Below are 23,011 nucleotides of genomic sequence, written 5' to 3'. Positions count from 1 at the left end.
CTCCTCGCCGCAATCCTGCTCGCGTGCGGGGTGGTCAGATGGCGCCGCGGGCCCGTAGGGCGTCGATGCGGGCGGGGGTGTGTCCGAGCTCTGCCAGGATCCGTTCGGTGTGCTCGCCGACGGCGGGCACGGCCTCCATGCGCGGGGTGGTGCCGGCCAGGTCGACGGGCGGCAGCAGGGCCGACATCACCTCTCCACCGGGTACGGGCACGTCCCGCCAGCGGTCCCGGCCGGCGAGAACGGGGTGTTCCAGGAACTGCTTCACGTCGTTGACAGGGGCGTTGGCGATGCCGATGGCGTCGAGCAGCGTCATGACCTCGCCGCTGTCCGACGCGGCGATCCTCTCGGCCAGGAGCGCGTCGACCTCCTCGCGGTGGCCGACCCGCGCGGATCCGGTGGCGAAGCGCGGGTCGCCGGTGAGGCCGGGGGCGCCGAGGAACCGCTCGCAGAGGGCGGCCCATTCGCGTTCGTTCTGCACGGAGAGCAGCACGTCCTTGCCGTCGGCCGCGGTGTACGTGCCGTACGGGGCGATGGTCGCGTGCCGGGTGCCGACCCGGGGAGGCTGCGCCCCGCTGTACGCGGTGTAGTAGGCGGGCTGGCTCATCCATTCGGCCAGCGCCTCGAAGAGCGAGACCTCCACGGCGCGTACGGAACCACGGGTGGCCCGCGTGAACAGCGCGGTGAGGATGCCGCTGTAGGCGTACATGCCCGCGGCGATGTCGGCGACCGACACCCCGACCCTGGCGGACTCCTGGGCGCTGCCGGTCAGCGAGACCAGACCGGTCTGGCACTGCACCAGCAGGTCGTACGCCTTCCGGTCGGCCCACGGCCCGCTCGATCCGTAGCCGGTGACCGAACACGGGATCAGCGCCGGGAACCGCTTCGCCAGGGCGTCGGCACTCAGACCCATGCGTGCGGCGGCTCCGGGCGCCAGGTTCTGTACGAACACATCCGCCCGCGCCAGGAGTTCCTCCAGGACCTCCCGCCCCTGTTCCGACTTCAGGTCCAGGGTGATCGATTCCTTGGAGCGGTTCAGCCACACGAAGTAGCTGGACTGACCGTGCACCGTGGTGTCGTACCGGCGGGCGAAGTCGCCGTCACCCGGGCGCTCCACCTTGATCACCCGCGCTCCGAGGTCGGCCAGCTGGCGGGTGGCGAAGGGAGCGGCCACCGCCTGCTCGATGCTCACGACCGTGATGCCGGACAGCGGCAGGTCATCGGCGGGCGCTGCGTTCTCGGCCATGCGTAGTCCTTCGGAAGGTCGGTGACCCGAGCGGGAGTACCATCATGTGCACTCATGTGAAGCCAAGGGAAATAACAATCCGTGATGCTGCCATGCGGGCCGCGGATGCCGGAAGAGGGACGCACTCCATGGACGTCAAGCAGCTCAAGGCACTCGTCACGGTCGCCGAGGTGGGCAGCGTGACACGCGCCGCCGAGCTGCTGCACCTGGTGCAGCCGGCCGTCACCCGGCAGATCCGCACCCTGGAGGAGGAGCTCGGTGTCGCCCTCTTCCAGCGCACGAGACAGGGGATGCGGCCCACCGAGGCCGGCGGGATCATGGTCGACCGGGCGCGCCGGGCCCTGAACGAGCTGGAGCGGGCGCGCGCCGAGGTGCAGCCCAGCCCCGGAGAGGTGACGGGCATCGTCACGGTCGGACTGCTGGAGAGCACGAGCGACCTGCTCGCCGAGCCACTGGTGTCGGCCGTCGGAGCGGCCCACCCGGGCGTGGAACTGCGGCTGATGACGGGATACTCCGGCCATCTCCAGCAGTGGCTCGACGACGGCGATCTGGACCTGACCCTGCTGTACAACCTGGACAGCTCTCCTTCCCTCAACGCCCGCCCCCTGGTGCGGGAACGCCTGTGGGCGGTGGCACCGGCCGCGGCCGGGCTGCGCGCCGACCGCCCCGTCGCGTTCACCGACGTGGCGGCGCGTCCCCTGGTGATGCCCGCCGCCGGCCATGCTCTGCGCACCCTGATCGACGCGGCGGCCGCCCGGTCAGGGAGCGCGATGGACATCGCCGTACAGACCAATGCGATGCGCGTGCAGAAGCAGCTCGTGCTGGCCGGGCACGGCTGGACCGTGCTGCCGGGCGTCGGCATCGCCGAGGACGTCGCGAACGGCACGCTCAGCGCCGCGCCGCTCTGCGAACCCGACGTGTGGCGCTCGATCGTGCTGGGAACCCCGCGGTACGGACGCGTTCCGCCCGCCGTCGAGGTGGTCGCCGGTGAACTGGTCCGGCGCGTCAAGGCGGCCGTGGCGCAGGGGCGGTGGCCCTCGGCGCGGCTGCACGCCTCGGACGGGCCGGGCGCGGCCGCCTGAGCCGACACCGAGCGCACCACGGCCACGCACACCACTTGGAGGGAATCCTGTGACCGGTACCGATGAACGACCTGATGCCTTCGCCCGCACCGATGACGGGGTGTCGGTGGCGTACCAGTGCCGCGGGGACGAGGCAGGCCGCCCACTCGTCCTCCTGGCGGGCCAGGCGAACAACCACCACTGGTGGGACGGCGTACGCGAGGACTTCCACGGCACCGCCCGCACGATCACGCTGGACTACCGCGGCACCGGCGCGAGCGACGCCCCGCGCGACGGCTACTCCACGCCGCGCTTCGCCGACGACGTGGTCGGCGTCCTCGACGCCCTGGGCATCGAGCGGGCCGATGTGTACGGCACGTCGATGGGCGGCCGGGTCGCCCAGTGGGTCGCCGCCCGCCACCCGGAACGCGTCCGGCGGCTCGTCCTCGGATGCACCTCCCCCGGCGGGCCCCTGGCCGTCGAACGCGACGCCTCGGTGCGACGGGCCCTGGCCCAGCCCGACCCGGACGCCGTACGGCAGACCCTGACCGAGCTGATGTACAGCCCCGGCTGGATCGCCGAGCACCCGGTCCCGTACGGGACCCTCGGCGATCCTGGCATGCCACCGCACGCCCGGCGCGGCCACCTGGTCGCCAGCAACCGGCACGACGCGTGGAACGCTCTCCCCTCCGTCGTCGCCCCCACGCTGATCCTGCACGGCGACCAGGACCGGCTCACGCCTCCGGAGAACGTCCCGCTGCTCGCGGCCCGCATCCCGGATGCCAGGGCCCATCTCCTTCCCGGCGCCCGGCACGCCTATTTCGAGGAGCACCGGGAGGCGGCCGGGGCCCTGGTCCGTGAGTTCCTCGGCTGAGAGCCGCGCCTGCGGGCCCGGCTCCCGTCATGCGGACGAGTCATGTGTCCATCACCGATTTCTATTGTTCTTCTGCGTTCATCAGTGCTCATGATGTGTGGCACCTGAGCCGCCGAGCGGGGCCTCCCGAGCCGCAGCACCACCCCCCTGGGCGACGAAAGCAACGGAGCTTCCCATGCCGCACATCCGCACTCCCCACGCCCGACCGCTCCCGCGTCACCGCGAACGTCGTCCGCGGCTGTCTGGGCAACCTCATCGAGCGGTACGACTGGTTCGCCTACGCCACGTTCAGCATCTACTTCGCGTCGGTTTTCTTCCCCGAGGGCGACTGGACGGCCCAACTGCTCTCCACAGCCGTCGTCTTCGCCGTCGGGTTCTTCATGCGGCCCCTCGGCGGCTGGCTGCTCGGCGCATACGCGGACCGGTTCGGCCGGCGCCGTGCGCTGACCCTGTCGGTCACGCTCATGAGTGCCGGGTCCCTGACCATCGCTCTCGCGCCCGGCCACGACGTCATCGGTCTCTGGGCCCCCGCCCTGCTGGTCCAGGCCCGGCTGGCCAAGGGCTGTCCGTGGGAGGTGAGTTCGGCTCCAGCGCCTCCTACCTCTCCGAGGCCGCTCCGGTGGGACGGCGCGGCTTCTACTCCAGCTTCCAGTACGTCTCCATCGTGATGGGCCAGCTGGCCGCGCTGCTCGTGGCGATCGTCCTCCAGCACCTGCTCACCGAGGACCAGCTCCACAGCTGGGGATGGCGCGTCCCCTTCCTGAAACCGAGGTCCGACCCCATGCAGCCCGCCCCCCTCAGCTCCTACGTCGAGACCTGGCACCCCGAGCCCGTCACCGCTCACGACCCGATGGACCCGGGACCCGCCGCCGCCGTGTCCGCCCTCCTGGACCTGCCCGGCCCCGCCGCGGACGCCGGTGATCCTCTGCCGCCGCTGTGGCAGTGGTTCCACTTCCTCCACTGGCCCGCCCAGCACGAGCTGGGCCCTGACGGGCACCTGCGCGACGCGCGCTTCCTCCCGCCGCTCCCCGACCGGCAGCGCATGTTCGCCGGCGGGCGCTGCCGGTTCGTCCGGCCCCTGCGCCTGGGCGAGCCGGCCGAACGCGTCAGCAGCCTGGGCTCGGTGACCCCGAAGCGCGGCCGCAGCGGCGAGCTGCTCTTCGTGACGGAGCGTCAGGAGTTCCGCCAGTTCGGCCGCACCTGTCTGGTCGAGGAACAGGACATCGTCTACCGGTCCGGGCGCGGCAGCGTGCGGCACCCGGCCACCGTCGACGACCGCACGGCCCCGGACGCGCAGGAACCCTGGCAGCTCCGGCTCCAGCCGGACCCGACGCTACTGTTCCGGCTGAGCGCGCTCACGGCCAACGCCCACCGCATCCACTACGACGCCCCGTACTGCCGTAACACGGAGGGCTATCCGGGTCTCGTCGTGCACGGCCCACTGCTCGCCCTGCTCATGCTGGACGTGGTCCGGCGCGAGGCCCCCGGCCGCCAGGTGGGCACGCTCTCCTTCAGGCTGCTGCGCCCGGCGTTCGCGGGCGAGCACCTTCTCGCGGAGGGCGGCCTCTCGGGCGTGGGCGCCCAGCTGCGCACGGTCACCCACCGCGACGCGCGCCACGCCACCGCCGAGGTGACGTTCGCATGAGCACGACCGTCCTGATCGCGGCCGCCCGCACCCTGCTCTTCGTACCGGGCGACCGCCCCGACCGCTTCGACAAGGCCGCGGGCTCCGGCGCCGACCTCGTCATCGTGGACCTGGAGGACGCGGTCGCAGCCGCGGACAAGGACCGGGCCCGTTCGGCCACCGCCGAGTGGCCGGGGCTCGGCGACCGTACGGTCGTACGCGTCAACGCGCCCGGCACCCCGTGGTTCGAGGCGGACCTGCGCATGGCGGCCGGTCTCGGCTGCCCGGTGATGGTGCCCAAGGCCGAGGACCCGGCGGTCCTCGCGGAGATCGCCGCCCGCTGCACCCTGATCGCCCTCATCGAGACGGCACTGGGCGCCGAGCGGGCGTTCGAGGTGTGTTCCGTGCCGGGTGTCGTCCGCGCCGCGTTCGGCAACGTGGACCTCGCCCTGCAGCTCGGCGTCGCTCCCGACGACACCCTCGCTCTGGCCCACGCCCGTTCCCGCCTCGTCCTGGCGTCGGCGGCAGCGGGCATCAGCCCACCGGTGGACGGCGTCACGACCGCGGTGCGGGACGCCGACGCGCTGACCGCGGACACGGCACACGCCCGTCGGCTCGGCTTCTCGGGCAAGCTCTGCGTCCATCCGGCGCAGATCGCCCCGGCAGCCGCCGGCTTCGCCCCCACGGAGGCCGAACTGCGCTGGGCACGGGCGGTCCTGGGTGCCGGGGGAGGGGTCACGACCGTCGACGGCCACATGGTCGACAAGCCGGTGCTGGAGCGCGCCCACAGGATCCTGGCGCGGCCTTAGGAGCCTGGGGCACCGGGGGCCGAGCCGGGTGGATCACACACCGCACGATTGACATGTGCAGGTCCAATCAGGATGCTGAGAGAGCGCTCTTCTCATCGATGCACATGCCGACGGGGCAGTCGGCAGCCCCTCCCCCGGTGCCACGTCGGCCCCGAGGCCAACTGATGGAGCGGGATGATGAGGCTTTCTCGTTGCCTTTCCGGTGTCGCGGCCTTCACGCTGTCCGTCGTACTCGCCGCGGCGATGTCCCTTTCCTCCGCCGAGTCGGCGCACGCAGGCCAGACCGGTCTGCGGGCCGCGGACCCCAGCGTGCTCCGGGTCGGCGGTACGTACATCTCGGTGCAGTCGGCCGGGGGCGGCATCGCCGCGCGTCAGGCTTCGTCGACGGACGCCCTTGCCTCTGCCCCCGCCCGCCAGGTCTGGTCGGACTCCCGCGGCCTCGGCGAGGTCTGGGCCCCGGAGATCGTGAGGGACGGCGGACGCTACTACGTCTACTTCGCGGCCGGGCGAGGTGCGGCCCACCGGATGTACGTCATCAGCTCGGCCTCACCCGACAGCGGGTACACCGCCGACACGCAACTCGCGCTCCCCGACGACAAATGGGCCATCGACGGCACCCTGTTCACCTTCGGAGGGCAGCGCTGGTTCGTCTGGTCCGGCTGGGCAGGCGACACCGACGTCGAGCAGAACCTCTACATCACCAGGATGAGCAGCCCGACCACGCCGACCGGCGCGCGGTACGTCATCTCCCAGCCCCGGGAGAGCTGGGAACGGGTGATCGGCAACCCGTTCATCAACGAGGCACCCGAGGCGATCAAGGACCCGGACGGACAGCTGCACATCGTGTACTCCGCCAACGGCAGCTGGAGCGACCAGTACTGCCTGGCGGACCTGAGGCTCCGGTCCGGCGGCGACCCGACGTACGTCTGGGACTGGTACAAGTCGAACGGCTGCCTGTTCGGCTCCAACCGCGCGACGATGATGTCCGGCTGGGATCCCACGCTGTACGTCGACGGCCCCGGCCACCACAGCTTCGTCCTGCTCGACGGCGACATCGGCACGAGCCCGCCGGCCGGCCCGCGGTTCCCGCTGATGTTCCACGCGGTCGCGAAGGGAACGCCGTACTCGTGGGCCAACCGGTACTGGTACACGGGTACGTTCAGCTGGTGGGGCGGCACCACCTACAGCCGCGCGAACGTCCCGGGCGCCGGGACGAGCACCGGCTGGAGCCTCAAGTTCTTCGAGTAACACGCACAAGTCCGGCGCTCCGCCGTCTTCCTGGGCGCTCAACGCGGCATCGTCCGGAAAAGGTGTGGCCCTCCGCACGGGTTCGGACTACGCTCCCGCCGATGACTACTCAATGTGTCCGCAGATTGGGGGTCCCGTCCGCGCAAGGTGAGTGCTGATGCTCACCGAGACCGCGTTCGAGGATTACCGCCTTGCATTCTGGCTGCGCGTGCGTGAGATCGCCGTGCCGCCCTCCATGATCGAGACCGTGACGGCCCGGCGTACTGCCGGCGACTGGGCGGGGGCGTGTGCCGCCGCCGGATTCGACGTCGACCTCGATCTGCGTACCGTCGGACGTGTCCACGGCAGCGATCTGACCACCCGTCTCCGGGCGGACCTGCGTCGGCTCGCACCCGACCTGCTGCGGTGGCACATGCCCAGGACCGCACCTGACGGATTCCTGCGGCCCGGTACGACGCTCACGCTCGTCCGGTACGACGATCCCTCACATGCCCGCCCGGTCCACCTCGTCGCGCGCACCGCGCCCAGGTGGGCGGAGGCCGGGCAGCGGATCAGTCTGACGCTGTGGGACGGACACGCGTCGCCCGGACCTCGCGGCTACCGGCCGCCGGACCAGCGGTTCCGTCTGGATCTGCACCGCCACCTGTGGGACGCGAGCCGCAGTGGTGAACTGCGCGAGCGCTCCGTGACCGGGGGGCCCGCAGGACGGTGGGCCTCGTCCCTGCCGGGCAGGGAGCGGTTCGCGTCCGACCGGTGGGCAGCCGAGGCGGCGCTGTTGCTGACGGCGGAGAGACGTCCGGGCGGGGGCCGTGTCGCGGTCCGCCTCGGCGCCCGTAGACGTCTCCTCCTGGAGGTGCGCACCTCTGCGGCGGCCTCGGGAGGAGGAGGCACGACGCCCGAGGTGCGGTCGGCCGAGTTCGCTCGGGCAGGCGCCTGCACGAAACTTCCTGTCCTGCCCGACGCCGCCACGTGGGTCCTGCCCGATCTGGAGCTGCTGCGCGGCGGTTGGATCGCACCCGACAAACTGCACCCTCTGGTCGCGGCGGCTCTGGCGCCCGGCACACCACGTCCCACCGCCACCGGCCCCTGTGCGGAGGCGGACAGCGACACCGCGCCGCGTGTCGTGGACTGCCGGAGCGCCCGGCACCGGATCGGCCTGGTCGACGGGGTGCTGGTCCCGCTGGACCACGATCCCGCCGAGATCCGGCGGGAGGAGCTGCTCGCCGCGCTCACCGGCACACCTCTCCCCTGCCTTCAGGTCATCGACGTGGCGCATCGCCGGCCTGACTGCCTCACCGATGTCCGTGACCGGCTGGCCCACGGGGATTCGGCAGGCGCGCTGGCCCTGATCGACAGCATGCTCGGTACCGGGGCGCTGCTCCGGGACGGCGAGCTGCGCGACGTACTGCACGATGCCGCCCGACAGCGGGTCAGACACGGCCTGTTCAGGGCGGGCCTGCGGCCAGGACCGGGGCGCGAGCCGCCCGGACCGACGGCTTCCCGGCCCCCTGCCCACCGCTCCCGGCCCCGGCAGGCGGCCTCCCGCTGACCCCCGGGCGACGGTTCCGCAGGACCCGTCCGCCCTCCCGCCGCACCCCTCGCGCGCCCGCTCCACCGGACGCCAACCGCCTTCGACGACCCCCCAGGTGATGCCTCATGACCACGTACGCCCCGCTCGCCGGAACTCCCTTCTCCGAAACGGCCCCCTCCACCCCTGCCCCCTCTGCTCAGGCCTCCCGGCTCGACGTGTCCGGCGCCCTGCTCGCCCTGCTGCGCGACACGACCACTGCCCCACGTCAGGACCCGCAGCTGGAGGCGCTGACCCTCGCTGTGGCGGCCGACCTGCCGGTGCTGTTGTGGGGCGAACCCGGCATCGGCAAGACGGCCGCGCTCACCCAGCTCGCCTCCACTCTGGACCTGCCGCTGACCACGGTGATCGCCAGCGTCCACGAACCGTCGGACTTCTCGGGTCTCCCCGTCATCGGGGACGATCCGGCTTCGGACGGTGTCCCGATGGCTCCGCCGGACTGGGCGGTCCGGCTGGTGCGGGCAGGTCGTGGCCTGCTGTTCCTCGACGAACTGTCCACCGCCCCGCCGGCCGTGCAGGCGGCACTGCTGCGGCTCGTACTCGAACGCAGGGTCGGCGCGCTGCGCCTGCCGCCGGGCGTCCGGATCGTGGCCGCCGCCAACCCCCGGTCCTCCGCCGCCGACGGCTGGGAGCTGAGTCCTCCGCTCGCCAACCGGTTCGTCCATCTGCAGTGGGTCCACGACACCGACGTGGTGGTACGGGGCCTGGGCGGAGTCTGGCCCCGGGCCACGCTGCCGGTGCTCGACGCCGACAGGCTGCCCGAGGCCGTGGCGTTCGCCCGCCGCGCGGTGTGCGGCCTGTTGGGCGCACGGCCCGCCCTCGTGCACCGGCTGCCCTCGGGAGAGGCCCAGCGCGGTGGTGCGTGGCCCTCACCTCGCAGCTGGGACATGGCATTGTGCCTGACCGCCTTCGCGACCGCCGCCGACGCGTCGCGCGACGTCCTGTCCATGCTGGTCAGAGGAACGGTCGGGGACGGGCCCGGACTTGAGTTCCTGGCCTACCTGGACAGGATGGACCTGCCCGATCCGGAGGACCTGCTGGCCGATCCCGGGAGTGCGGAGCTCCCGGAGCGTGGCGATCTGCGGCAGGCGACGCTGGACGCGGTGGTCGCCGCGGTCCGCTCCCGCCCCGAGCGGAGCCGGTGGGATGCCGCCTGGGCACTGCTGGCGAGGGCGGCCGAGACCGGCGCTCCGGACCTGCTGGTCGTTCCGGCGACCACGCTGGCGACCCTGCGCCGCGACGACTGGGAGGTACCGGTGTCGATCGAGGGGCTCGCCGGGGCGGTGGCCGTGTCGCAGCGCGCCGACCGGGCGAAGGTCCGTGCCCTCGGCGTCCCACGGGCGGGCCGGTGAACGCGCCCGCCCCCGGGAGACCGGCCGCGCGCGCCTGCCACGTCCCCGAGAACGCGCTGGACACCGGGAAGCTCTTCGCGGCCCGCCTCCAGGCGGCGCGCGTGCGCCCGTACCTGGCGACGGCGCTGTTCGCCCTGCACCCCGTGGAGTCCCGCGACGTTCCGACGATGGCGGTCGATCAGTACTGGCGGTGCTACGTCTCACCCGCCTTCGTGGACCGCACGCCCGTGGAGGAGCTGGCCGGCGTCTGGGTGCACGAGGTGTCGCACCTGCTGCGCGACCACCACGGGCGGGGTGACCGCTACGCTCACCGGCACGAGCTGACCGGGCCGGCGGAGCGGCTACGGATGAACATCGCGGCCGACTGCGAGATCAACGACGACATCTTCGGTGAGGGTCTGGTGGGACCCGAGGGAGCCGTCCGGCCCGGAGCACTGGGGCTGAAGGACGGAGAACTGATGGAGGACTACCTCCGCCAGTTCCGGCTCGGACCGCACACCGCCCACCTGGCGTGGCTGGAGTGCGGGAGCGGCGCGGACGGTCTGACGCGCGCGTGGGATCTCGGCCCGGACGGGGCGCACGGGCTCAGCACACAGGAGCGGGACGCGGTGCGGTTCCGGGTGGCGCAGGGCATCGTCGGCCGTCCGGGGAGTGCGCCTGCCGGGTGGCGGCGGTGGGCGGAGGAGGCGTTCCACCCGCCGCAGCCCTGGAGGGAGCTGCTCGGAGCGGCCGTACGGTCGGCGGCGTCAGCGCCCGGCACCGGCGAGGACTACGTGTACGGCAGACCGGCGCGCCGTTCGGCGGCGGTCCCGGGCGCGATTCTGCCGAGCCTGCGGCGCAGGCCGACACGGGTCGTCGTGGTGATCGACACCTCGGGCTCGGTCAGCGACGCGGAGCTGGGCAGCGCACTGCTGGAGGTGGCCGCGATCTCACGGGCCGTGGGCGGCCGCCGCGACCTCGTCGGCGTACTGCCGTGCGACGCGGCGGCCGGCCGGGTCCGCCCCCTGTGCGGCGGTACGGAGGGTGTCGAGCTGCTGGGCGGCGGCGGAACGGACCTGCGGACCGGCTTCGCCCGCGCCCTGGAGTCCCGTCCCCGCCCGGACGTCGTGGTGATGCTGACGGACGGCCAGACCCCCTGGCCGTCCCGGCGCCCGCCGTGCCGGACGGTGGTGGGCCTGTTCGGCCGGCACCAGCCGCGTTCGTCCTACACCGAGTGCGATCCCGAGTACGTCCCGGCCGGGCCGCCGTCGTGGGCGAGGGTGGTGAGCATCGGCTGAGGGCTGTCCTGGGGCGGGGCTGTGCGGGAGAGCGGGGCGACGAGGCTCCGCACGAAGCTGGCGGGCCAGGGGAAGGCCAGGGATACAGCACGCTGGTGAGCCAGCCCGTGCAGGCTCAGCCAGAGGGCGACCGCGTCGTCGTAGGGGTCGGTGCTGGTCGAGCGGCCGGCGGTGACGCAGCCGGTGAGCGCGCCGGCGAGGATCCGCGGGATTTCCGCACCGAGGCGGGCCAGGCCGTCGTCGGGGTCCCGGAGTCCGCCGAACATGACCCGGTAGCGGACCGGGTGGGCGGCGGCGAAGCCGAGATAGGCGTGGCAGGCGGCGTACAGGCCCCGTTCGGCGTCGTCGGCGTCGTCCACGGCGACCTCGAGCCGGCCGGACAGGTCGGCGAAGGCTTCACGGACCACGGCGAGCATGATGGCGGGCCGGTTGGGGAAGTGCGGGTAGATCGAGGGGGCGGCGATCCCTGCTGCCCTGGCCACGGCGCGCAGGGTCACTGTCCGTTCGTCACCCCGGTCCAGAAGGCCGGTCGCGGCAGACAGGATGTCGGCGCGCAGATGGGCGCCCTCTCCACGGCGGTTGCGCGGGCGGGTGGCGCGGCGGGACGGCGCCGTTCCGGCGGGGGTGCCCATCGCGTCAGGCACCGGGGACGATGACGGCCTTGGTCATGGTGGAGCTCCCTCACGCTTCGCCAGTTGACTTACAGTTGTAAAGCTACAAGCGTTAGCCGCACTCCGCAAGGGGCCCGGGCGACAGACTTCACCCCGATATGCGCTCCTATGTGAGTCGCCTTAGCCTGCTCATACTGCTGGGCAGTCGACGGCCGGTCTCACCGGCGGAGGGCGAGCTTCCATGGCTGAGCGTCGTGCATGGTCCGGGTTGCCGGGCGAGTTGTCGGCCGAGTTCGTGGGCACGATGATCCTGATTCTCTTCGGCTGCGGTGTGGTGGCCCAGGTCTCGGCGGGCAGCGCCCTGACCGATCCGCCCGGCGGCCTCGGGGACCACGACAGCATCGCCTGGGCCTGGGGCCTGGGTGTCACTCTGGGCGTCTACGTGGCGGCGAGGCTCAGCGGCGCCCATCTCAATCCCGCGGTGACCCTCTCGCTCGCCGCGTTCAAGGGATTCCCATGGCGCAAGGTGGCTCCCTACGCGCTCGCCCAGACGGCCGGGGCGTTCGTGGCCGCCCTCCTCGTGCGCTGGAACTACAGCGAGGCACTGGCGAAGGCCGACCCCGGACACACCATCAAGACGCAGACGGTGTTCTCCACGCTCCCCGCCAACGGCAACCCCGCTCTGCCGGTGCACGAGTGGGGCGCCTTCCGCGACCAGGTCATCGGCACCGCCATCCTGCTGCTGCTGATCATGGCCGTCACCGACATGCTGAACACGCCGCCGGGTGCGAACCTGGGCGCGTTCATCATCGGCCTGATCGTGGTCGCCATCGGAATGGCCTTCGGGACCAACGCGGGCTACGCGATCAACCCGGCGCGTGACTTCGGCCCCCGGCTGGCGAGCTTCATCACCGGATACAACGGAGCATGGCGGGATCAGTACGGAAATCTGTACTTCTGGGTGCCCATCCTGGGCCCGCTGGTCGGCGGGCTGATCGGCGCGGGTCTGTACAAGGGCCTCATCAGCCGGTTCCTGCCCACCGCGGAACCGGAGCCACCGGGACGTGTCCCGGCGTCCGAGGACCGATAACACCGGCTGGAGAGGCGGCAATCATGGCGGACTTCATCGGCGCGGTGGATCAAGGAACCACCAGCTCCCGGTTCATGATCTTCGACCACGGCGGCAACGAAGTCGCCAAGCATCAACTGGAGCACGCCCAGATCCTCCCCCGCTCCGGGTGGGTGGAACACGACCCGGTGGAGATCTGGGAGCGCACCAACTCGGTGATGCAGAACGCCATCCGGCACAGCGGCCTGTCGGCTGACGACCTGGTGGCGATCGGAATCACCAACCAGCGTGAGACCACGGTCGTCTGGGACCCCCGCAACGGGCGGCCCTACTACAACGCGATCGTCTGGCAGGACACCCGGACCGACGCCATCGCGGCGAACCTCGAACGCTCGGGCCGCGGCGACGTCATCCGCCACAAGGCCGGACTGCCACCGGCCACCTACTTCTCCGCCGGCAAGATCCAGTGGATCCTGGATAACGTCGACGGCGTACGGGAAGCAGCGGACAAGGGCCATGCCCTCTTCGGCAACACGGACGCCTGGGTCCTGTGGAACCTGACGGGCGGCCCCGACGGCGGCATCCACGCCACCGACGTGACCAACGCGAGCCGCACCATGCTGATGAACCTGGAAACCCTCGACTGGGACGACGAACTCCTGGGCTTCTTCGGCATCCCCCGGGCGATGCTGCCCACCATCAACCCCTCGTCACACCCGGAGGCCTACGGCACGACGCGCACCTCCCGGCCGCTGCGCGCCGCGATCCCCATCGGCGGGGTCCTCGGCGACCAGCACGCGGCCACGGTCGGGCAGGTCTGCTTCTCACCCGGCGAGGCCAAGAACACCTACGGCACGGGCAACTTCCTGCTGCTCAACACCGGCACGGAGCTGGTCCGCTCCCAGCACGGCCTCCTCACCACCGTGGCGTACCAGTTCGGCGACAGCCCCGTGGTCTACGCACTGGAGGGATCCATCGCGGTGACCGGATCCGCGGTGCAGTGGCTGCGCGACCAGATGAAGATCATCAAGACCGCGGCCGAGAGCGAGGACCTCGCCCGTACGGTCGACGACAACGGCGGGATGTACTTCGTCCCCGCGTTCTCGGGCCTGTTCGCCCCCTACTGGCGCTCCGACGCCCGAGGGGCCATTGTCGGCCTGGCCAGGTACAACGACAACGCGCATCTGGCACGAGCCACTCTGGAAGCGATCTGCTACCAGAGCCGCGACGTGGTCGAGGCCATGGAACGGGACTCCGGCGTCCACCTCGACGTACTCAGGGTCGACGGCGGTGTCACCGCCAACAACCTCTGCATGCAGATCCAGGCCGACATCCTGGGTGTCCCCGTCAGCCGTCCCGTCGTCGCGGAGACGACCGCGCTCGGTGCGGCCTACGCGGCAGGACTGGCGACGGGCTTCTGGCAGAGCACCGACGAGCTGCGAACCCACTGGCACGAGTCCGAACGGTGGTCGCCGCAGTGGTCCGACGAACAACGCGCCGACGGTTACGCGGGCTGGAAGAGGGCCGTGGAACGCACGCTCGACTGGGTGAAGGTCCCCTGAGCCGAAGGGACGTGGTGCGCGGGACGGCCCGCCGCCCCCACGTTCCGCCCCCTGCCGTGACCGCCCTACCCGGGCCGCGGGGTCTCCCGCGGCCCGGGCCTGGTGCCGACGGGCCTTGAGCCGGTCCCCGCAGGTCTTCATCGAGCACCACCGTGCCGTGTCGGCGTGTCGGCACGGCTGCGGTCCAGAAGGAAGAGGCGGCATTCGGGGTTCTCGCACGGTCACGGACGGCTGGCATGCGCTCTTCGACGTCCGCCCACGCGAGCACGAGTTCCACGGCCGGACGGAGCACGCGCCTTCGCAAGGGACCCGCCCGACGCGGAGGCCCATCTGATTCCCGGCGGGCGGGCACTTCCTGCTCGAGAGCCACCCGGACACCGTGGCCGGATATGTGCGCGGATTCCTGACCACCACCGCATCATTCGCACGTTTCTGAGGTCGCGATCTTGACACCGGCGCGGGCGGGTGGTGGTTTAGACCACTCCACCACCTGAACGTGGTGGTCCACTTCCGTGGAGGTGCAGTGACCCGTATGTCTGAAAGTCATCCGTACCGTCTTCCCCGCGTCCCCCGGCTCCCGGTTCTCGGCGCCGTCGCACTACTGGCCCTCGGCACACTCTCCGTACCCGCCCAGGCAGTCGGCGCCTCGGACACAACGGCGTCGCCCGCGTCCGGCAACGCCCCGTCGGCATCCCTGCCCGTCGTCACCCCCACCCCCCAGCACATGAAGCCGGCGGGGCGCGACCTCCACGTTCCGGAACGCGTGCGCCTCGTGCTCGGCGACGACGTCGACGCGCCCAGCACCGATGTCATCAAGCGGGCGCTGGCCTCCGCCGGGGCGCGTCACATCGTCACGGACGCCGCCTCGGCGCCGCGTGCCCACGGCGCGACGCTGACCGTCGTGGCAGGTTCCGTCAAGGACCGGGCGGTGGCCGACGCCCTGCGCGCCACGGGCGGCACCGTGCCCGGCACCCTGGTCGCGGAGGGCTACTCCCTCGCCTCCCGGGGCGACACGGTCGTGCTCGCCGGCAACGACGGGGACGGCATCTACTACGCCGCCCAGACACTGCGGCAGTTGGTGACCGGCAAGCACACCCTGGCGGCCGTGTCGGTCACCGACCACCCGTCCATGCCCCTGCGCGGCAGCATCGAGGGTTTCTACGGCGCACCCTGGTCACACACCGACCGGCTCGACCAACTCGCGTTCTACGGCGACATCAAGGCCAACACCTACATCTACACACCGAAGGACGACACATATCTGAGGGAGGAGTGGCGCGAGCCCTACCCTGCCGACAAACTGGCCGATCTGCGTGAACTGATCGAGCGGGCCACCACTCACCACGTCGACTTCACCTACGCGCTCTCCCCGGGCCTGTCCATCTGTTACAGCGACCCCGATGACGTGAGCGCCCTGCAGAAGAAGCTGGGCTCCCTCTACGACCAGGGTGCCCGCAGTTTCTACGTGGCGCTGGACGACATCAGCTACACCGAGTGGAACTGCGACGCCGACCAGGCGAAGTACGGCGCCCCGGGCAGGGGCAGCGCGGGACAGGCACAGGCAGACCTGCTCAACGCCGTGCAGCACGACTTCGTCGATGCCCACCCGGATGCCGAGCCGCTCCAGTTCGTTCCCACGGAGTACTCCGACACAGCCGACTCCGCCTACAAGTCCGTACTGCGCGAGCAACTGGACCCGAAGGTGATCGTGCAGTGGACGGGCACGGACGTCGTTCCTCCTTCGATCAGCATGGAGGACGCCGAGGCCGCCTCCACGGTGTGGGGACGCAAGGTGTTCCTCTGGGACAACTACCCGGTCAACGACTACGGGCAGACGACGGGCCGACTGCTGATGGCCCCCTACGACAAGCGGGAGGCCGGGCTGCACAAGGCGCTGAGCGGCATCGTGCTGAACCCGATGAACCAGGCCGCGGCAAGCAAGGTCGCTCTCTTCGGCGGGGCGTCGTTCGCCTGGAACGACGAGAAGTACGATCCCGACCGCACCTGGCGCGCGGCGGCCGGCTACCTGGCCGGCGGCGACCCCGCCACCACCCGGGCCCTGCTGGCCTTCTTCGACACCGAGCATCTCGCGCCCACCTTCGGTGACACGAACTGGCAGCCGCAGGCACCCGGACTCGCCGCGCGGCTGGCGGACTTCACCAAGGCCTGGAACAGCGGGTCCGCTGCCCGGCGGCAGGCCGCGCTGCGGGAACTCGGCGCCTACGCCGATGTGCTGGCCGGCGCTCCCGAGCAGATACGCGCCGGCGTCCGGGACCCCGCGTTCCTGGCGCAGACGAAGCCGTGGCTGGACGCCCTCGACGTGTGGGGCGGCGCGCTCAACGCCACCCTCGACGGGCTGCGGGACCGACTGCACTCGGGCGACGGGCAGGCGGACTTCGCCGAGGCGGCCGAACTGGCCGAGACGGCCGCCGCGTTCACCACCATCCCTGGCACCACCCGGCCGCAGGGCACGGTCAAGGTGGCCGACGGGGTGCTGGACACGTTCATCGAGGGGGCACCGAAGATGTGACACGCGTCCCGGGCGCCGTGACCCGGCGCCCGGGGCCGCCGGCCGGCTGCCGCAGCCCGACGGCGACGCCCGTGGCGACGATCAGGGCGCCCGCGACGTCCGCGAGGCCCGTCCCCCCGAGGCCGAGTACGGCGCTGGTGAGCAGTGCGCCGACCGGGACGAGTCCGGCGAAGAGCCCGGCACGGTCGGCGCCCAGCCGGCGCAGCGCGTCGTACCAGAGGAAGAAGGCGATGGCCGTGACGAGCGCGCCGAGGTAACCGAAAGCGGCCGCTTCGGTGGGGGTGGGCAGACGCAGGGCGCTCCCACCGTCCAGGGCGACGCTCACGGCCAGCAGCACGGGCACGGACAGCGCCGCGGGATAGGCGGCGACCCTCAGAGGACCGAGTTTGGGCAGCAGAGGCAGAGCGAGCAGCGAGAAGGCGACCTCACCGACGAGCGCCCCCAGTGACAGCAGCAGACCGTGCGGGCTGCCGCCGCCGAACCCGGCGGCGACGGCGGCGCCCAGGGTAACGACAGCCGCGGCGCCGACGATGCGTGCGGCGGGACGGCGGCGTTGTGTCAGCGGCCCGACGAGGGCCAGGACGACGGGGATCGCTCCGACCACGGTGCCGATCATGGCGGGGCTCGCGTGCCGGGTGGCTTCGACCAGGAAGATGTTGAATCCGACCAGTCCGGTGGCGGCCAGCGCCGCCAGGAGCAGGAAGTCCCGGGGCGTCAGATGGGCGCGGGGTAACCGGCGTCGGCGTACCACGGCGAGGAGGATCGCGGCGGCGAGCGCGTAGCGCAGGGCCTGACCTGTGAGGACGGGGTAGTCCGCGATCGTCGCGGAGACGGCCGTCGAGGTGCCGACGAGCAGCATCGCGGCGGCGGCACCCGCGGCGGGGACGGTGGAGGAACTCATGCCGCGTACTCCTTCGACTGCGGCGCGGTGCCCGCGGGGGCGAGGACCTTACGGGTGACGCGTTCGGCCAGGGCGGCGACCAGGGTGCGCGGCCGGCGCGGCAGCAGATGCGCGGACAGGGCGTTGCCGAGCCCGGGGGTGACGTAGCCGCGGTCGCGGTCGAGTGCGCGCAGAGCGGCGCGTACCACCGGCTCCGGCGTGGTCATCGAGCCGTTGACGGCTGCCTTGCGGGTGCCGATGGCGTCGAAGAAGGGGGTGTCGACCGGGCCGGGGCACAGGGTCAGCACGCGAATGCCGCGCCCGCGGTACTCCTGGCGCAGGGCGAGCCCGAAGTTCAGCACGAAGCCCTTGGCCGCGCTGTAGACGGCGAAGTACGGGGAGGGCTGGAAGGCCGCGGTGGAAGCGACGTTCACGACCGCGCCCGTGCCGCGCTCCAACATGCCGGGGAGCAGTGCGTGGGTGAGGTCGACGAGTGCGACGACGTTGACCATCAACTGGTCGTGGTCACGGTCCGCGGCGATGTCCTCGAAGCGTCCGCACGTGCCGAACCCGGCGTTGTTGACCAGCAGGTCGACGCTCAGCTCACGGGCGGCGAGCCCGGCGGCGATCCGCCGGGCTGCATCGGGCTCGGCGAGGTCCTGGACCAGGACATGGGCACGGATGCCGTGCTCCGTGGTCAGACGCTCGGCGAGGGCGGTCAGCCTGCCCTCGGAACGTGCCACCAGGATCAGATCGTGCCCGCGGGCGGCGAGCTGTGCGGCGAACTCCGCGCCGAGTCCGGACGAGGCACCGGTGACGAGCGCTGCGCTGTGCATGGGAAGACTCCTTCACTCGACGAGCAACTGAGACAGAAGCGTACTCACTTTGGCTATAACTGCAACAGTCTTGATGCAGATAATCGGTAGATGGTGCAGCGGTGTATCGTTTTAGGGGTCAACCGGATGAGTGGGAGGCACCATGGGTGAGACAGTGGCACGGCCGTTGCGAGCGGACGCGGAGCGCAGTGTGCGAGCGATCCTGAAGGCAGCCGAACGCGTGCTCTCCACGGATCCCGGCGCGTCGATGGAGCAGATCGCGACCGCAGCGGGGGTGGCCAGGACGACGATCCACCGGCGGTTCACCCATCGGCAGGCGCTGATCGACGCGCTGGCCTCGTCCGCCGCCCAGCAACTGGCGCAGGCCATCGACGACGGCCGGCCGGACACCGCCCCTCCCCTGGTGGCGCTGCATCGGATCACGGCCAACGTGCTGGAGGTGAAGAGCGCCTGGGCATTCGCCCTGGAACTCCCGGCCGGCCCCGACAGCGAAGCGGCCGCCCTTCACCAGGACATCGGCAGGCGGTGCATCACAGTCCTGGAACGGGCCCGGGCGGAGAAGCTCATCCACGAGGCGGCCGACCTCCACTGGGTGCGGCGGGTCTACTACGCGCTCCTCGGGGAGTCCCTGCGCGGGAACCCGGACGACGCCGACGTCGACACCGACACCCTCGCCGCCCGCATCATCGACACCCTGCTGCACGGCGCCGGACCTCGCACCTGACGACAGATCTCGCGAAACCTCACGAAATGGCACCCACAGGCACGGACAGAACGCAAATGCCGTACTCGGATAGGGTGTTTGCCGGGCACGGCAATGGGGCCGGTGAACCCTCCAGTGAACGCACAGCGCACTGAATCGTGCATCCGCCGACAAAATGGGAGCGAAATGACTGCGATTAACCGGGTCGTGGGACGCGAAGTCATCGACAGCAGGGGCAACCCCACGGTCGAGGTGGACGTCGTACTCGAGGACGGCTCGCTCGGGCGGGCCGCGGTCCCTTCCGGAGCCTCCACCGGAGCCCACGAGGCCGTCGAGCTCCGTGACGGCGACGCCTCGCGCTTCCACGGTAAGGGGGTCCGTGCGGCCGTCGACGCCGTGAACGGCCCCCTGGCCGCCGCGGTGACCGGGCTGGACGCGGAGAGCCAGGCCCTCGTCGACGAGACCCTCATCGCCGTCGACGGCACCCCGAACAAGGGGAAGCTGGGCGCCAACGCGATCCTCGGTGTCTCCCTCGCCACCGTGAAGGCCGCGGCCGCCGCTCACCGTGTGCCGCTCTACCAGTACGTCGGCGGGGCCGGGGCCAGGATCCTCCCCGTGCCGATGATGAACATCATCAACGGTGGCGCCCACGCCAACAACGCACTGGACTTCCAGGAGTTCATGATCGCGCCGATCGGTGCGGAGAACCTCTTCGAGGCCGTCCGGATGGGCTCAGAGGTGTTCCACACCCTGCGCAAGTCCCTCTCCGACGCGGGCCACTCCACCGGCGTGGGTGACGAGGGCGGCTTCGCGCCCAACCTGCGCACCGCCGACGAGGCCCTGCAGTTCGTCGTGGACGCGATCGAGAAGACCGGCTACGTCCCCGGCGAGGACATCACCCTCGTCATGGACCCGGCCACCTCGGAGTTCTACGAGAACGGTGTCTACGACTACGCGGGCGAGGGCGTCAAGCGCACCGCCGAGGAGCACGCCCAGTACCTCGCCGGCCTGGTGGCCCGCTACCCGGTCTCCTCGATCGAGGACGGCATGGCGGAGGACGACATCGAGGGCTGGAAGATCCTCGGCAACCTGCTCGGCGACAAGTGCCAGCTCACCGGTGACGACCTGTTCTGCACGAACGACGAGCGTCTGCGCGCGGGTATCCGGGACGGCATCGCCAACTCCATCCTGGTGAAGGTCAACCAGATCGGTACCCTCACCGAGACCCTGACCACGGTCGACACGGCCCACAAGGCCGGCTACACGGTGGTCATGTCGCACCGCTCCGGCGAGACCGAGGACACCACCATCGCCGACCTGGCGGTGGCCACGGGCTGCGGGCAGATCAAGACGGGCTCCCTGTCGCGCTCCGACCGCACCGCGAAGTACAACCAGCTCATCCGCATCGAGGAAGCGCTGGGCTCGCAGGCGCAGTACGCGGGCCGGTCCGCGCTCTACGTCCGTTCCTGACCTCTGACGCCTCCCGAGGCACTCCGGGAACCGCCCGCGGGCCCGGCCACCGGTTCCTCGGGGGCCGGGCCCGTCCCGTTCACCGGCTGACGGACAGGGTGCTCAGGCACTCCCTGACGGCCGCGAGGACAGCGGCCTGTTCCTCGATCAGGTAGAAATGGCCGCCGGACAGGATCCTCAGGTCGAATCCGGCGGTGGTGTGGTCCGCCCAGGGGCGCATGGTGTCGGGCTCGACGCGGGGGTCGCTGTCCCCCACCAGGGCGAGGACGGGGCAGGTCAGCCGGGCGGTGGTGGTCCGCAGATACGTCTCCACAGCCTGATAGTCGCCGCGCACGGCAGGGAGGATCATACGGATGATCTCCTCGTCACCCAGCAGCCCGGAATCCGTGCCGCTCAGCTCGCGCAGTTCCTCGATCACTCCTTCGTCGGTCCGCGTGCGGATGTCGTCCCCGCGGTACAGGTGGGGGGCGCGGCGGCCGGAGACGATCAGCGCGGAGACGGGCGCACCGCGGTCCTGGAGGCGGTCCGCGACCTCGAACGCGACGAGCGAGCCCATGCTGTGCCCGAACAGGGCCAGCGGACGGCCGTCGGCCCGGGCGGCCAGGCGGTCCGCCACCTCGTCGGCGAGCACGGTGATGTCCGTGGCGACCGGCTCGGAACGCCGGTCCTGACGGCCGGGGTACTGGACCGCGAAGACGTCGGCGTCCTGCGCCAGGGGGCCGGCCATCGGGAAGTAGAAGCTGGCCGAGCCGCCGGCGTGCGGGAAGCAGGCCAGGCGTACGGGGGCATCGGGTGCAGGGCGGAAGTTCCTGAGCCAGAGGTCCTCAGGGGCGGATGCGGTGGGCATGGGGAAGAGTGCCTTTCACAGAGCTGACTGGCGGCGCACCGGTGTCGGGTCCATGTCGCGCCGTACCGGGGCCTGCTGACTCGGCGGGCGGGGCCCACGACGGCCGGGGGCCCGGGTGGACCGGCCGGGGCACGGGGGTCGCCCCGGCCGGTCCACCCGCGGCCCCCGCCCGCCGTCGTCACCTCACACGGCCCGGCAGGCCGTCCCGCACGCCGGATACGGGGCCGGGGTCACCGGGACACCCGGACCGGCAGCCGCCGGGGGCAGATGATCTGCATCGGGTTCTCGAACTCCACGCCGGCCGAGTAGTCCACGGAGATCTCGTCGAACCGGTCGAACAGGGCGTTGAGCGCGATACCCACCTCCAGCCGGGCCAGCGGGGCACCGAGGCAGAAGTGGATGCCCTGCCCGAAGGCGATGTGGCCGCCGGTGTCGCGGTGGATGTCGAAGCGGTCGGGATCGGTGAAGCGCTGCGTGTCCCGGTTGGCCGCGCCGATCCACAGGGTCACCAGCTCGTCCTTGCCGATCTTCTGCCCGCCGATCTCGGTCTCGGTGGTCGTCACCCGAGCCATCCGGGAGAACGGCGGGTACAGGCGCATCAGTTCCTCGATGGCGCCGGGCAGCAGGTCGCGGTTCGCACGCACCGCGGCGAGCGTCCCGGGGTGGCGGTCGAAGGTGAGGACCGCGTTGCCGATCATCGCCATGGACGCGGCGTGGCCGGCGAACAGGGTGAGGCCGACCAGACCGATCAGGTCGGCGTCCGCCAGGGGCTCGCCGTCGACATCGGCGTGCGCCAGGCCGGTGAGCAGGTCGTCGGCCGGGTTCTGCCGCCGCCGGTGTACGTGCCCGAGGATGTATTCGTTCATCTCCCGGATGGCGGGCAGAACATTCGACTCCATCACCTTCGGCGGCACGGTCGCCGCGTCCAGCGCGCCCAGGGCATCGCCCCAGCCCCGGTACATCGGCACGTCCTCGGCCGGCAGGCCGAGCATTTCCGCGACCACGATGATCGGGAGCGGGTAGGCCACCGCTTCGATGAGGTCGAAGGTGTCCGACCCTGACACGTCGTCGAGCAGCGACTCGACGGTCCGTGTGATTCGCTCCGAGAGGCCCGACACCGCCCGGGGGGTGAAGGCCTGGTTGATGGCCCGACGGAGCCTTCGGTGGTGGGGAGGATCGTTGGTGACCAGGTTGCCCGTGAGGAAGAGATCGAGGTCGGGCTGCGGTTCGTTGAACAGACGTACCGTGTCGGAGGAGAAGGTCTTCGGGTCGGTGAGCACACGCGTGATGTCGGCGTGGCGGAACAGCTGCCACCCGTACTCCTCGTCGCGGTGGACCGTGCGCTGTTCCTGCATCTGGCGGAACCAGGAGAACAGCGAGTCCACTGGTCCGGGCGCGGTTTCTTCTGTCATCGGCATGAATTCCCC

The 23,011-nt window shown here is 71.4% G+C and carries 19 protein-coding genes and 3 pseudogenes; 15 read left to right on the top strand and 7 right to left on the bottom strand.

Features of this window, described 5'->3' with window-relative positions:
* Positions 1 to 34: 34 nt before the first annotated feature.
* Positions 35 to 1,243, bottom strand: a complete 1,209-nt coding sequence (locus tag ACIREO_RS19835) for a CaiB/BaiF CoA transferase family protein (RefSeq protein WP_404111633.1) — start codon at positions 1,241 to 1,243, stop codon at positions 35 to 37.
* A gap of 128 nt (positions 1,244 to 1,371) precedes the next feature.
* Here ACIREO_RS19835 and ACIREO_RS19830 point away from each other — a divergent pair, with 128 nt between their 5' ends.
* The 9 genes and pseudogenes from ACIREO_RS19830 to ACIREO_RS19790 all read left to right on the top strand — a co-directional run bounded on the left by ACIREO_RS19830 (position 1,372) and on the right by ACIREO_RS19790 (position 11,076).
* Positions 1,372 to 2,325: a LysR family transcriptional regulator gene (locus ACIREO_RS19830; RefSeq protein WP_404111630.1), complete on the top strand. Its 954-nt coding sequence runs from the start codon at positions 1,372 to 1,374 to the stop codon at positions 2,323 to 2,325.
* Between the two features lie 49 nt (positions 2,326 to 2,374).
* Complete coding sequence (locus ACIREO_RS19825) at positions 2,375 to 3,178, top strand: alpha/beta fold hydrolase (RefSeq protein ID WP_404111627.1); 804 nt, start codon at positions 2,375 to 2,377, stop codon at positions 3,176 to 3,178.
* A 29-nt stretch (positions 3,179 to 3,207) separates the two neighbouring features.
* Positions 3,208 to 3,878 (top strand): annotated as a pseudogene (locus ACIREO_RS19820) (MFS transporter); the annotation flags it as partial.
* 81 nt (positions 3,879 to 3,959) lie between these two features.
* Complete coding sequence (locus ACIREO_RS19815; RefSeq protein ID WP_404112001.1) at positions 3,960 to 4,823, top strand: hypothetical protein; 864 nt, start codon at positions 3,960 to 3,962, stop codon at positions 4,821 to 4,823.
* Positions 4,820 to 5,611 carry an HpcH/HpaI aldolase/citrate lyase family protein gene (locus ACIREO_RS19810; protein WP_404111624.1) on the top strand — a complete coding sequence of 264 codons (792 nt, stop codon included), beginning with the start codon at positions 4,820 to 4,822 and terminating at the stop codon, positions 5,609 to 5,611. The genes ACIREO_RS19815 and ACIREO_RS19810 overlap by 4 nt, the downstream gene beginning before the upstream one ends.
* 177 nt (positions 5,612 to 5,788) lie before the next feature.
* Positions 5,789 to 6,859, top strand: coding sequence for a glycoside hydrolase family 43 protein (locus ACIREO_RS19805; RefSeq protein WP_404111621.1), 1,071 nt, complete (start codon positions 5,789 to 5,791; stop codon positions 6,857 to 6,859).
* A 157-nt stretch (positions 6,860 to 7,016) separates the two neighbouring features.
* Positions 7,017 to 8,408 carry a hypothetical protein gene (locus ACIREO_RS19800; RefSeq protein WP_404111618.1) on the top strand — a complete coding sequence of 464 codons (1,392 nt, stop codon included), beginning with the start codon at positions 7,017 to 7,019 and terminating at the stop codon, positions 8,406 to 8,408.
* A 107-nt stretch (positions 8,409 to 8,515) separates the two neighbouring features.
* Positions 8,516 to 9,799, top strand: coding sequence for an AAA family ATPase (locus ACIREO_RS19795; protein ID WP_404111615.1), 1,284 nt, complete (start codon positions 8,516 to 8,518; stop codon positions 9,797 to 9,799).
* Entirely contained in the window at positions 9,796 to 11,076 is a 1,281-nt protein-coding gene (locus ACIREO_RS19790; RefSeq protein WP_404111613.1) for a VWA-like domain-containing protein, read from the top strand. Before ACIREO_RS19795 ends, ACIREO_RS19790 begins: the two co-directional genes overlap by 4 nt.
* Here the strand turns inward: ACIREO_RS19790 and ACIREO_RS19785 are convergent.
* Positions 11,004 to 11,720 carry a TetR-like C-terminal domain-containing protein gene (locus ACIREO_RS19785; RefSeq protein ID WP_404111610.1) on the bottom strand — a complete coding sequence of 239 codons (717 nt, stop codon included), beginning with the start codon at positions 11,718 to 11,720 and terminating at the stop codon, positions 11,004 to 11,006. The genes ACIREO_RS19790 and ACIREO_RS19785 overlap by 73 nt on opposite strands.
* 208 nt (positions 11,721 to 11,928) lie before the next feature.
* On the opposite strand from ACIREO_RS19785, the gene ACIREO_RS19780 reads away from it, so the two are divergent.
* Together ACIREO_RS19780 and glpK are read left to right on the top strand one after the other, a co-directional pair.
* Positions 11,929 to 12,777 (top strand): MIP/aquaporin family protein, encoded by an 849-nt coding sequence (locus ACIREO_RS19780; protein ID WP_404111607.1) that lies wholly within the window; start codon positions 11,929 to 11,931, stop codon positions 12,775 to 12,777.
* 23 nt (positions 12,778 to 12,800) lie between these two features.
* On the top strand, positions 12,801 to 14,318 hold the full coding sequence (glpK, locus tag ACIREO_RS19775; protein ID WP_404111604.1) for a glycerol kinase GlpK: 1,518 nt from the start codon (positions 12,801 to 12,803) through the stop codon (positions 14,316 to 14,318).
* A 93-nt stretch (positions 14,319 to 14,411) separates the two neighbouring features.
* On the opposite strand, the pseudogene ACIREO_RS19770 reads toward glpK, so the two are convergent.
* Positions 14,412 to 14,613: pseudogene (locus ACIREO_RS19770) on the bottom strand (CGNR zinc finger domain-containing protein); the annotation flags it as partial.
* Between ACIREO_RS19770 and ACIREO_RS19765 the strand changes: the two are divergent.
* Both ACIREO_RS19765 and ACIREO_RS19760 read left to right on the top strand, forming a co-directional pair.
* Positions 14,598 to 14,754, top strand: a pseudogene (locus ACIREO_RS19765) (alpha/beta fold hydrolase); the annotation flags it as partial. The pseudogenes ACIREO_RS19770 and ACIREO_RS19765 overlap by 16 nt on opposite strands.
* A gap of 96 nt (positions 14,755 to 14,850) precedes the next feature.
* Positions 14,851 to 16,848 carry a beta-N-acetylglucosaminidase domain-containing protein gene (locus tag ACIREO_RS19760; RefSeq protein WP_404111602.1) on the top strand — a complete coding sequence of 666 codons (1,998 nt, stop codon included), beginning with the start codon at positions 14,851 to 14,853 and terminating at the stop codon, positions 16,846 to 16,848.
* Here ACIREO_RS19760 and ACIREO_RS19755 read toward each other — a convergent pair.
* Entirely contained in the window at positions 16,823 to 17,749 is a 927-nt protein-coding gene (locus ACIREO_RS19755; protein WP_404111599.1) for a DMT family transporter, read from the bottom strand. The genes ACIREO_RS19760 and ACIREO_RS19755 overlap by 26 nt on opposite strands.
* Positions 17,746 to 18,564, bottom strand: coding sequence for an SDR family NAD(P)-dependent oxidoreductase (locus ACIREO_RS19750; protein WP_404111597.1), 819 nt, complete (start codon positions 18,562 to 18,564; stop codon positions 17,746 to 17,748). Before ACIREO_RS19750 ends, ACIREO_RS19755 begins: the two co-directional genes overlap by 4 nt.
* A 142-nt stretch (positions 18,565 to 18,706) precedes the next feature.
* On the opposite strand from ACIREO_RS19750, the gene ACIREO_RS19745 reads away from it, so the two are divergent.
* Both ACIREO_RS19745 and eno read left to right on the top strand, forming a co-directional pair.
* Positions 18,707 to 19,288, top strand: coding sequence for a TetR/AcrR family transcriptional regulator (locus ACIREO_RS19745; protein ID WP_404111595.1), 582 nt, complete (start codon positions 18,707 to 18,709; stop codon positions 19,286 to 19,288).
* 165 nt (positions 19,289 to 19,453) lie between these two features.
* Positions 19,454 to 20,737: a phosphopyruvate hydratase gene (eno, locus tag ACIREO_RS19740; RefSeq protein WP_404111593.1), complete on the top strand. Its 1,284-nt coding sequence runs from the start codon at positions 19,454 to 19,456 to the stop codon at positions 20,735 to 20,737.
* Positions 20,738 to 20,816: 79 nt separating this feature from the next.
* Here eno and ACIREO_RS19735 read toward each other — a convergent pair whose 3' ends face one another.
* Entirely contained in the window at positions 20,817 to 21,584 is a 768-nt protein-coding gene (locus ACIREO_RS19735; protein WP_404111590.1) for a thioesterase II family protein, read from the bottom strand.
* Between the two features lie 230 nt (positions 21,585 to 21,814).
* Positions 21,815 to 22,996: a cytochrome P450 gene (locus ACIREO_RS19730; RefSeq protein ID WP_404111588.1), complete on the bottom strand. Its 1,182-nt coding sequence runs from the start codon at positions 22,994 to 22,996 to the stop codon at positions 21,815 to 21,817.
* Positions 22,997 to 23,011 lie beyond the last annotated feature (15 nt).

Origin of the sequence: Streptomyces sp. NPDC102441 (genome assembly GCF_044765585.1) — a bacterium.
In the GTDB taxonomy this organism is placed as follows: domain Bacteria; phylum Actinomycetota; class Actinomycetes; order Streptomycetales; family Streptomycetaceae; genus Streptomyces.
The sequence above is the reverse complement of the archived record's forward strand: the minus strand, read 5'-3'. Positions and strand labels throughout refer to the sequence as shown.

Excerpts from the sequence above, each read along its gene's own strand:
- ACIREO_RS19835 (WP_404111633.1), bottom strand. The coding sequence starts at position 1,243 with ATGGCCGAGAACGCAGCGCCCGCCGATGACCTGCCGCTGTCCGGCATC.
- ACIREO_RS19830 (WP_404111630.1), top strand. The coding sequence starts at position 1,372 with ATGGACGTCAAGCAGCTCAAGGCACTCGTCACGGTCGCCGAGGTGGGC.
- ACIREO_RS19815 (WP_404112001.1), top strand. The coding sequence starts at position 3,960 with ATGCAGCCCGCCCCCCTCAGCTCCTACGTCGAGACCTGGCACCCCGAG.
- ACIREO_RS19810 (WP_404111624.1), top strand. The coding sequence starts at position 4,820 with ATGAGCACGACCGTCCTGATCGCGGCCGCCCGCACCCTGCTCTTCGTA.
- ACIREO_RS19805 (WP_404111621.1), top strand. The coding sequence starts at position 5,789 with ATGAGGCTTTCTCGTTGCCTTTCCGGTGTCGCGGCCTTCACGCTGTCC.
- ACIREO_RS19800 (WP_404111618.1), top strand. The coding sequence starts at position 7,017 with ATGCTCACCGAGACCGCGTTCGAGGATTACCGCCTTGCATTCTGGCTG.
- ACIREO_RS19795 (WP_404111615.1), top strand. The coding sequence starts at position 8,516 with ATGACCACGTACGCCCCGCTCGCCGGAACTCCCTTCTCCGAAACGGCC.
- ACIREO_RS19780 (WP_404111607.1), top strand. The coding sequence starts at position 11,929 with ATGGCTGAGCGTCGTGCATGGTCCGGGTTGCCGGGCGAGTTGTCGGCC.
- glpK (WP_404111604.1), top strand. The coding sequence starts at position 12,801 with ATGGCGGACTTCATCGGCGCGGTGGATCAAGGAACCACCAGCTCCCGG.
- ACIREO_RS19760 (WP_404111602.1), top strand. The coding sequence starts at position 14,851 with ATGTCTGAAAGTCATCCGTACCGTCTTCCCCGCGTCCCCCGGCTCCCG.
- ACIREO_RS19755 (WP_404111599.1), bottom strand. The coding sequence starts at position 17,749 with ATGAGTTCCTCCACCGTCCCCGCCGCGGGTGCCGCCGCCGCGATGCTG.
- ACIREO_RS19750 (WP_404111597.1), bottom strand. The coding sequence starts at position 18,564 with ATGCACAGCGCAGCGCTCGTCACCGGTGCCTCGTCCGGACTCGGCGCG.
- ACIREO_RS19745 (WP_404111595.1), top strand. The coding sequence starts at position 18,707 with ATGGGTGAGACAGTGGCACGGCCGTTGCGAGCGGACGCGGAGCGCAGT.
- eno (WP_404111593.1), top strand. The coding sequence starts at position 19,454 with ATGACTGCGATTAACCGGGTCGTGGGACGCGAAGTCATCGACAGCAGG.
- ACIREO_RS19735 (WP_404111590.1), bottom strand. The coding sequence starts at position 21,584 with ATGCCCACCGCATCCGCCCCTGAGGACCTCTGGCTCAGGAACTTCCGC.
- ACIREO_RS19730 (WP_404111588.1), bottom strand. The coding sequence starts at position 22,996 with ATGACAGAAGAAACCGCGCCCGGACCAGTGGACTCGCTGTTCTCCTGG.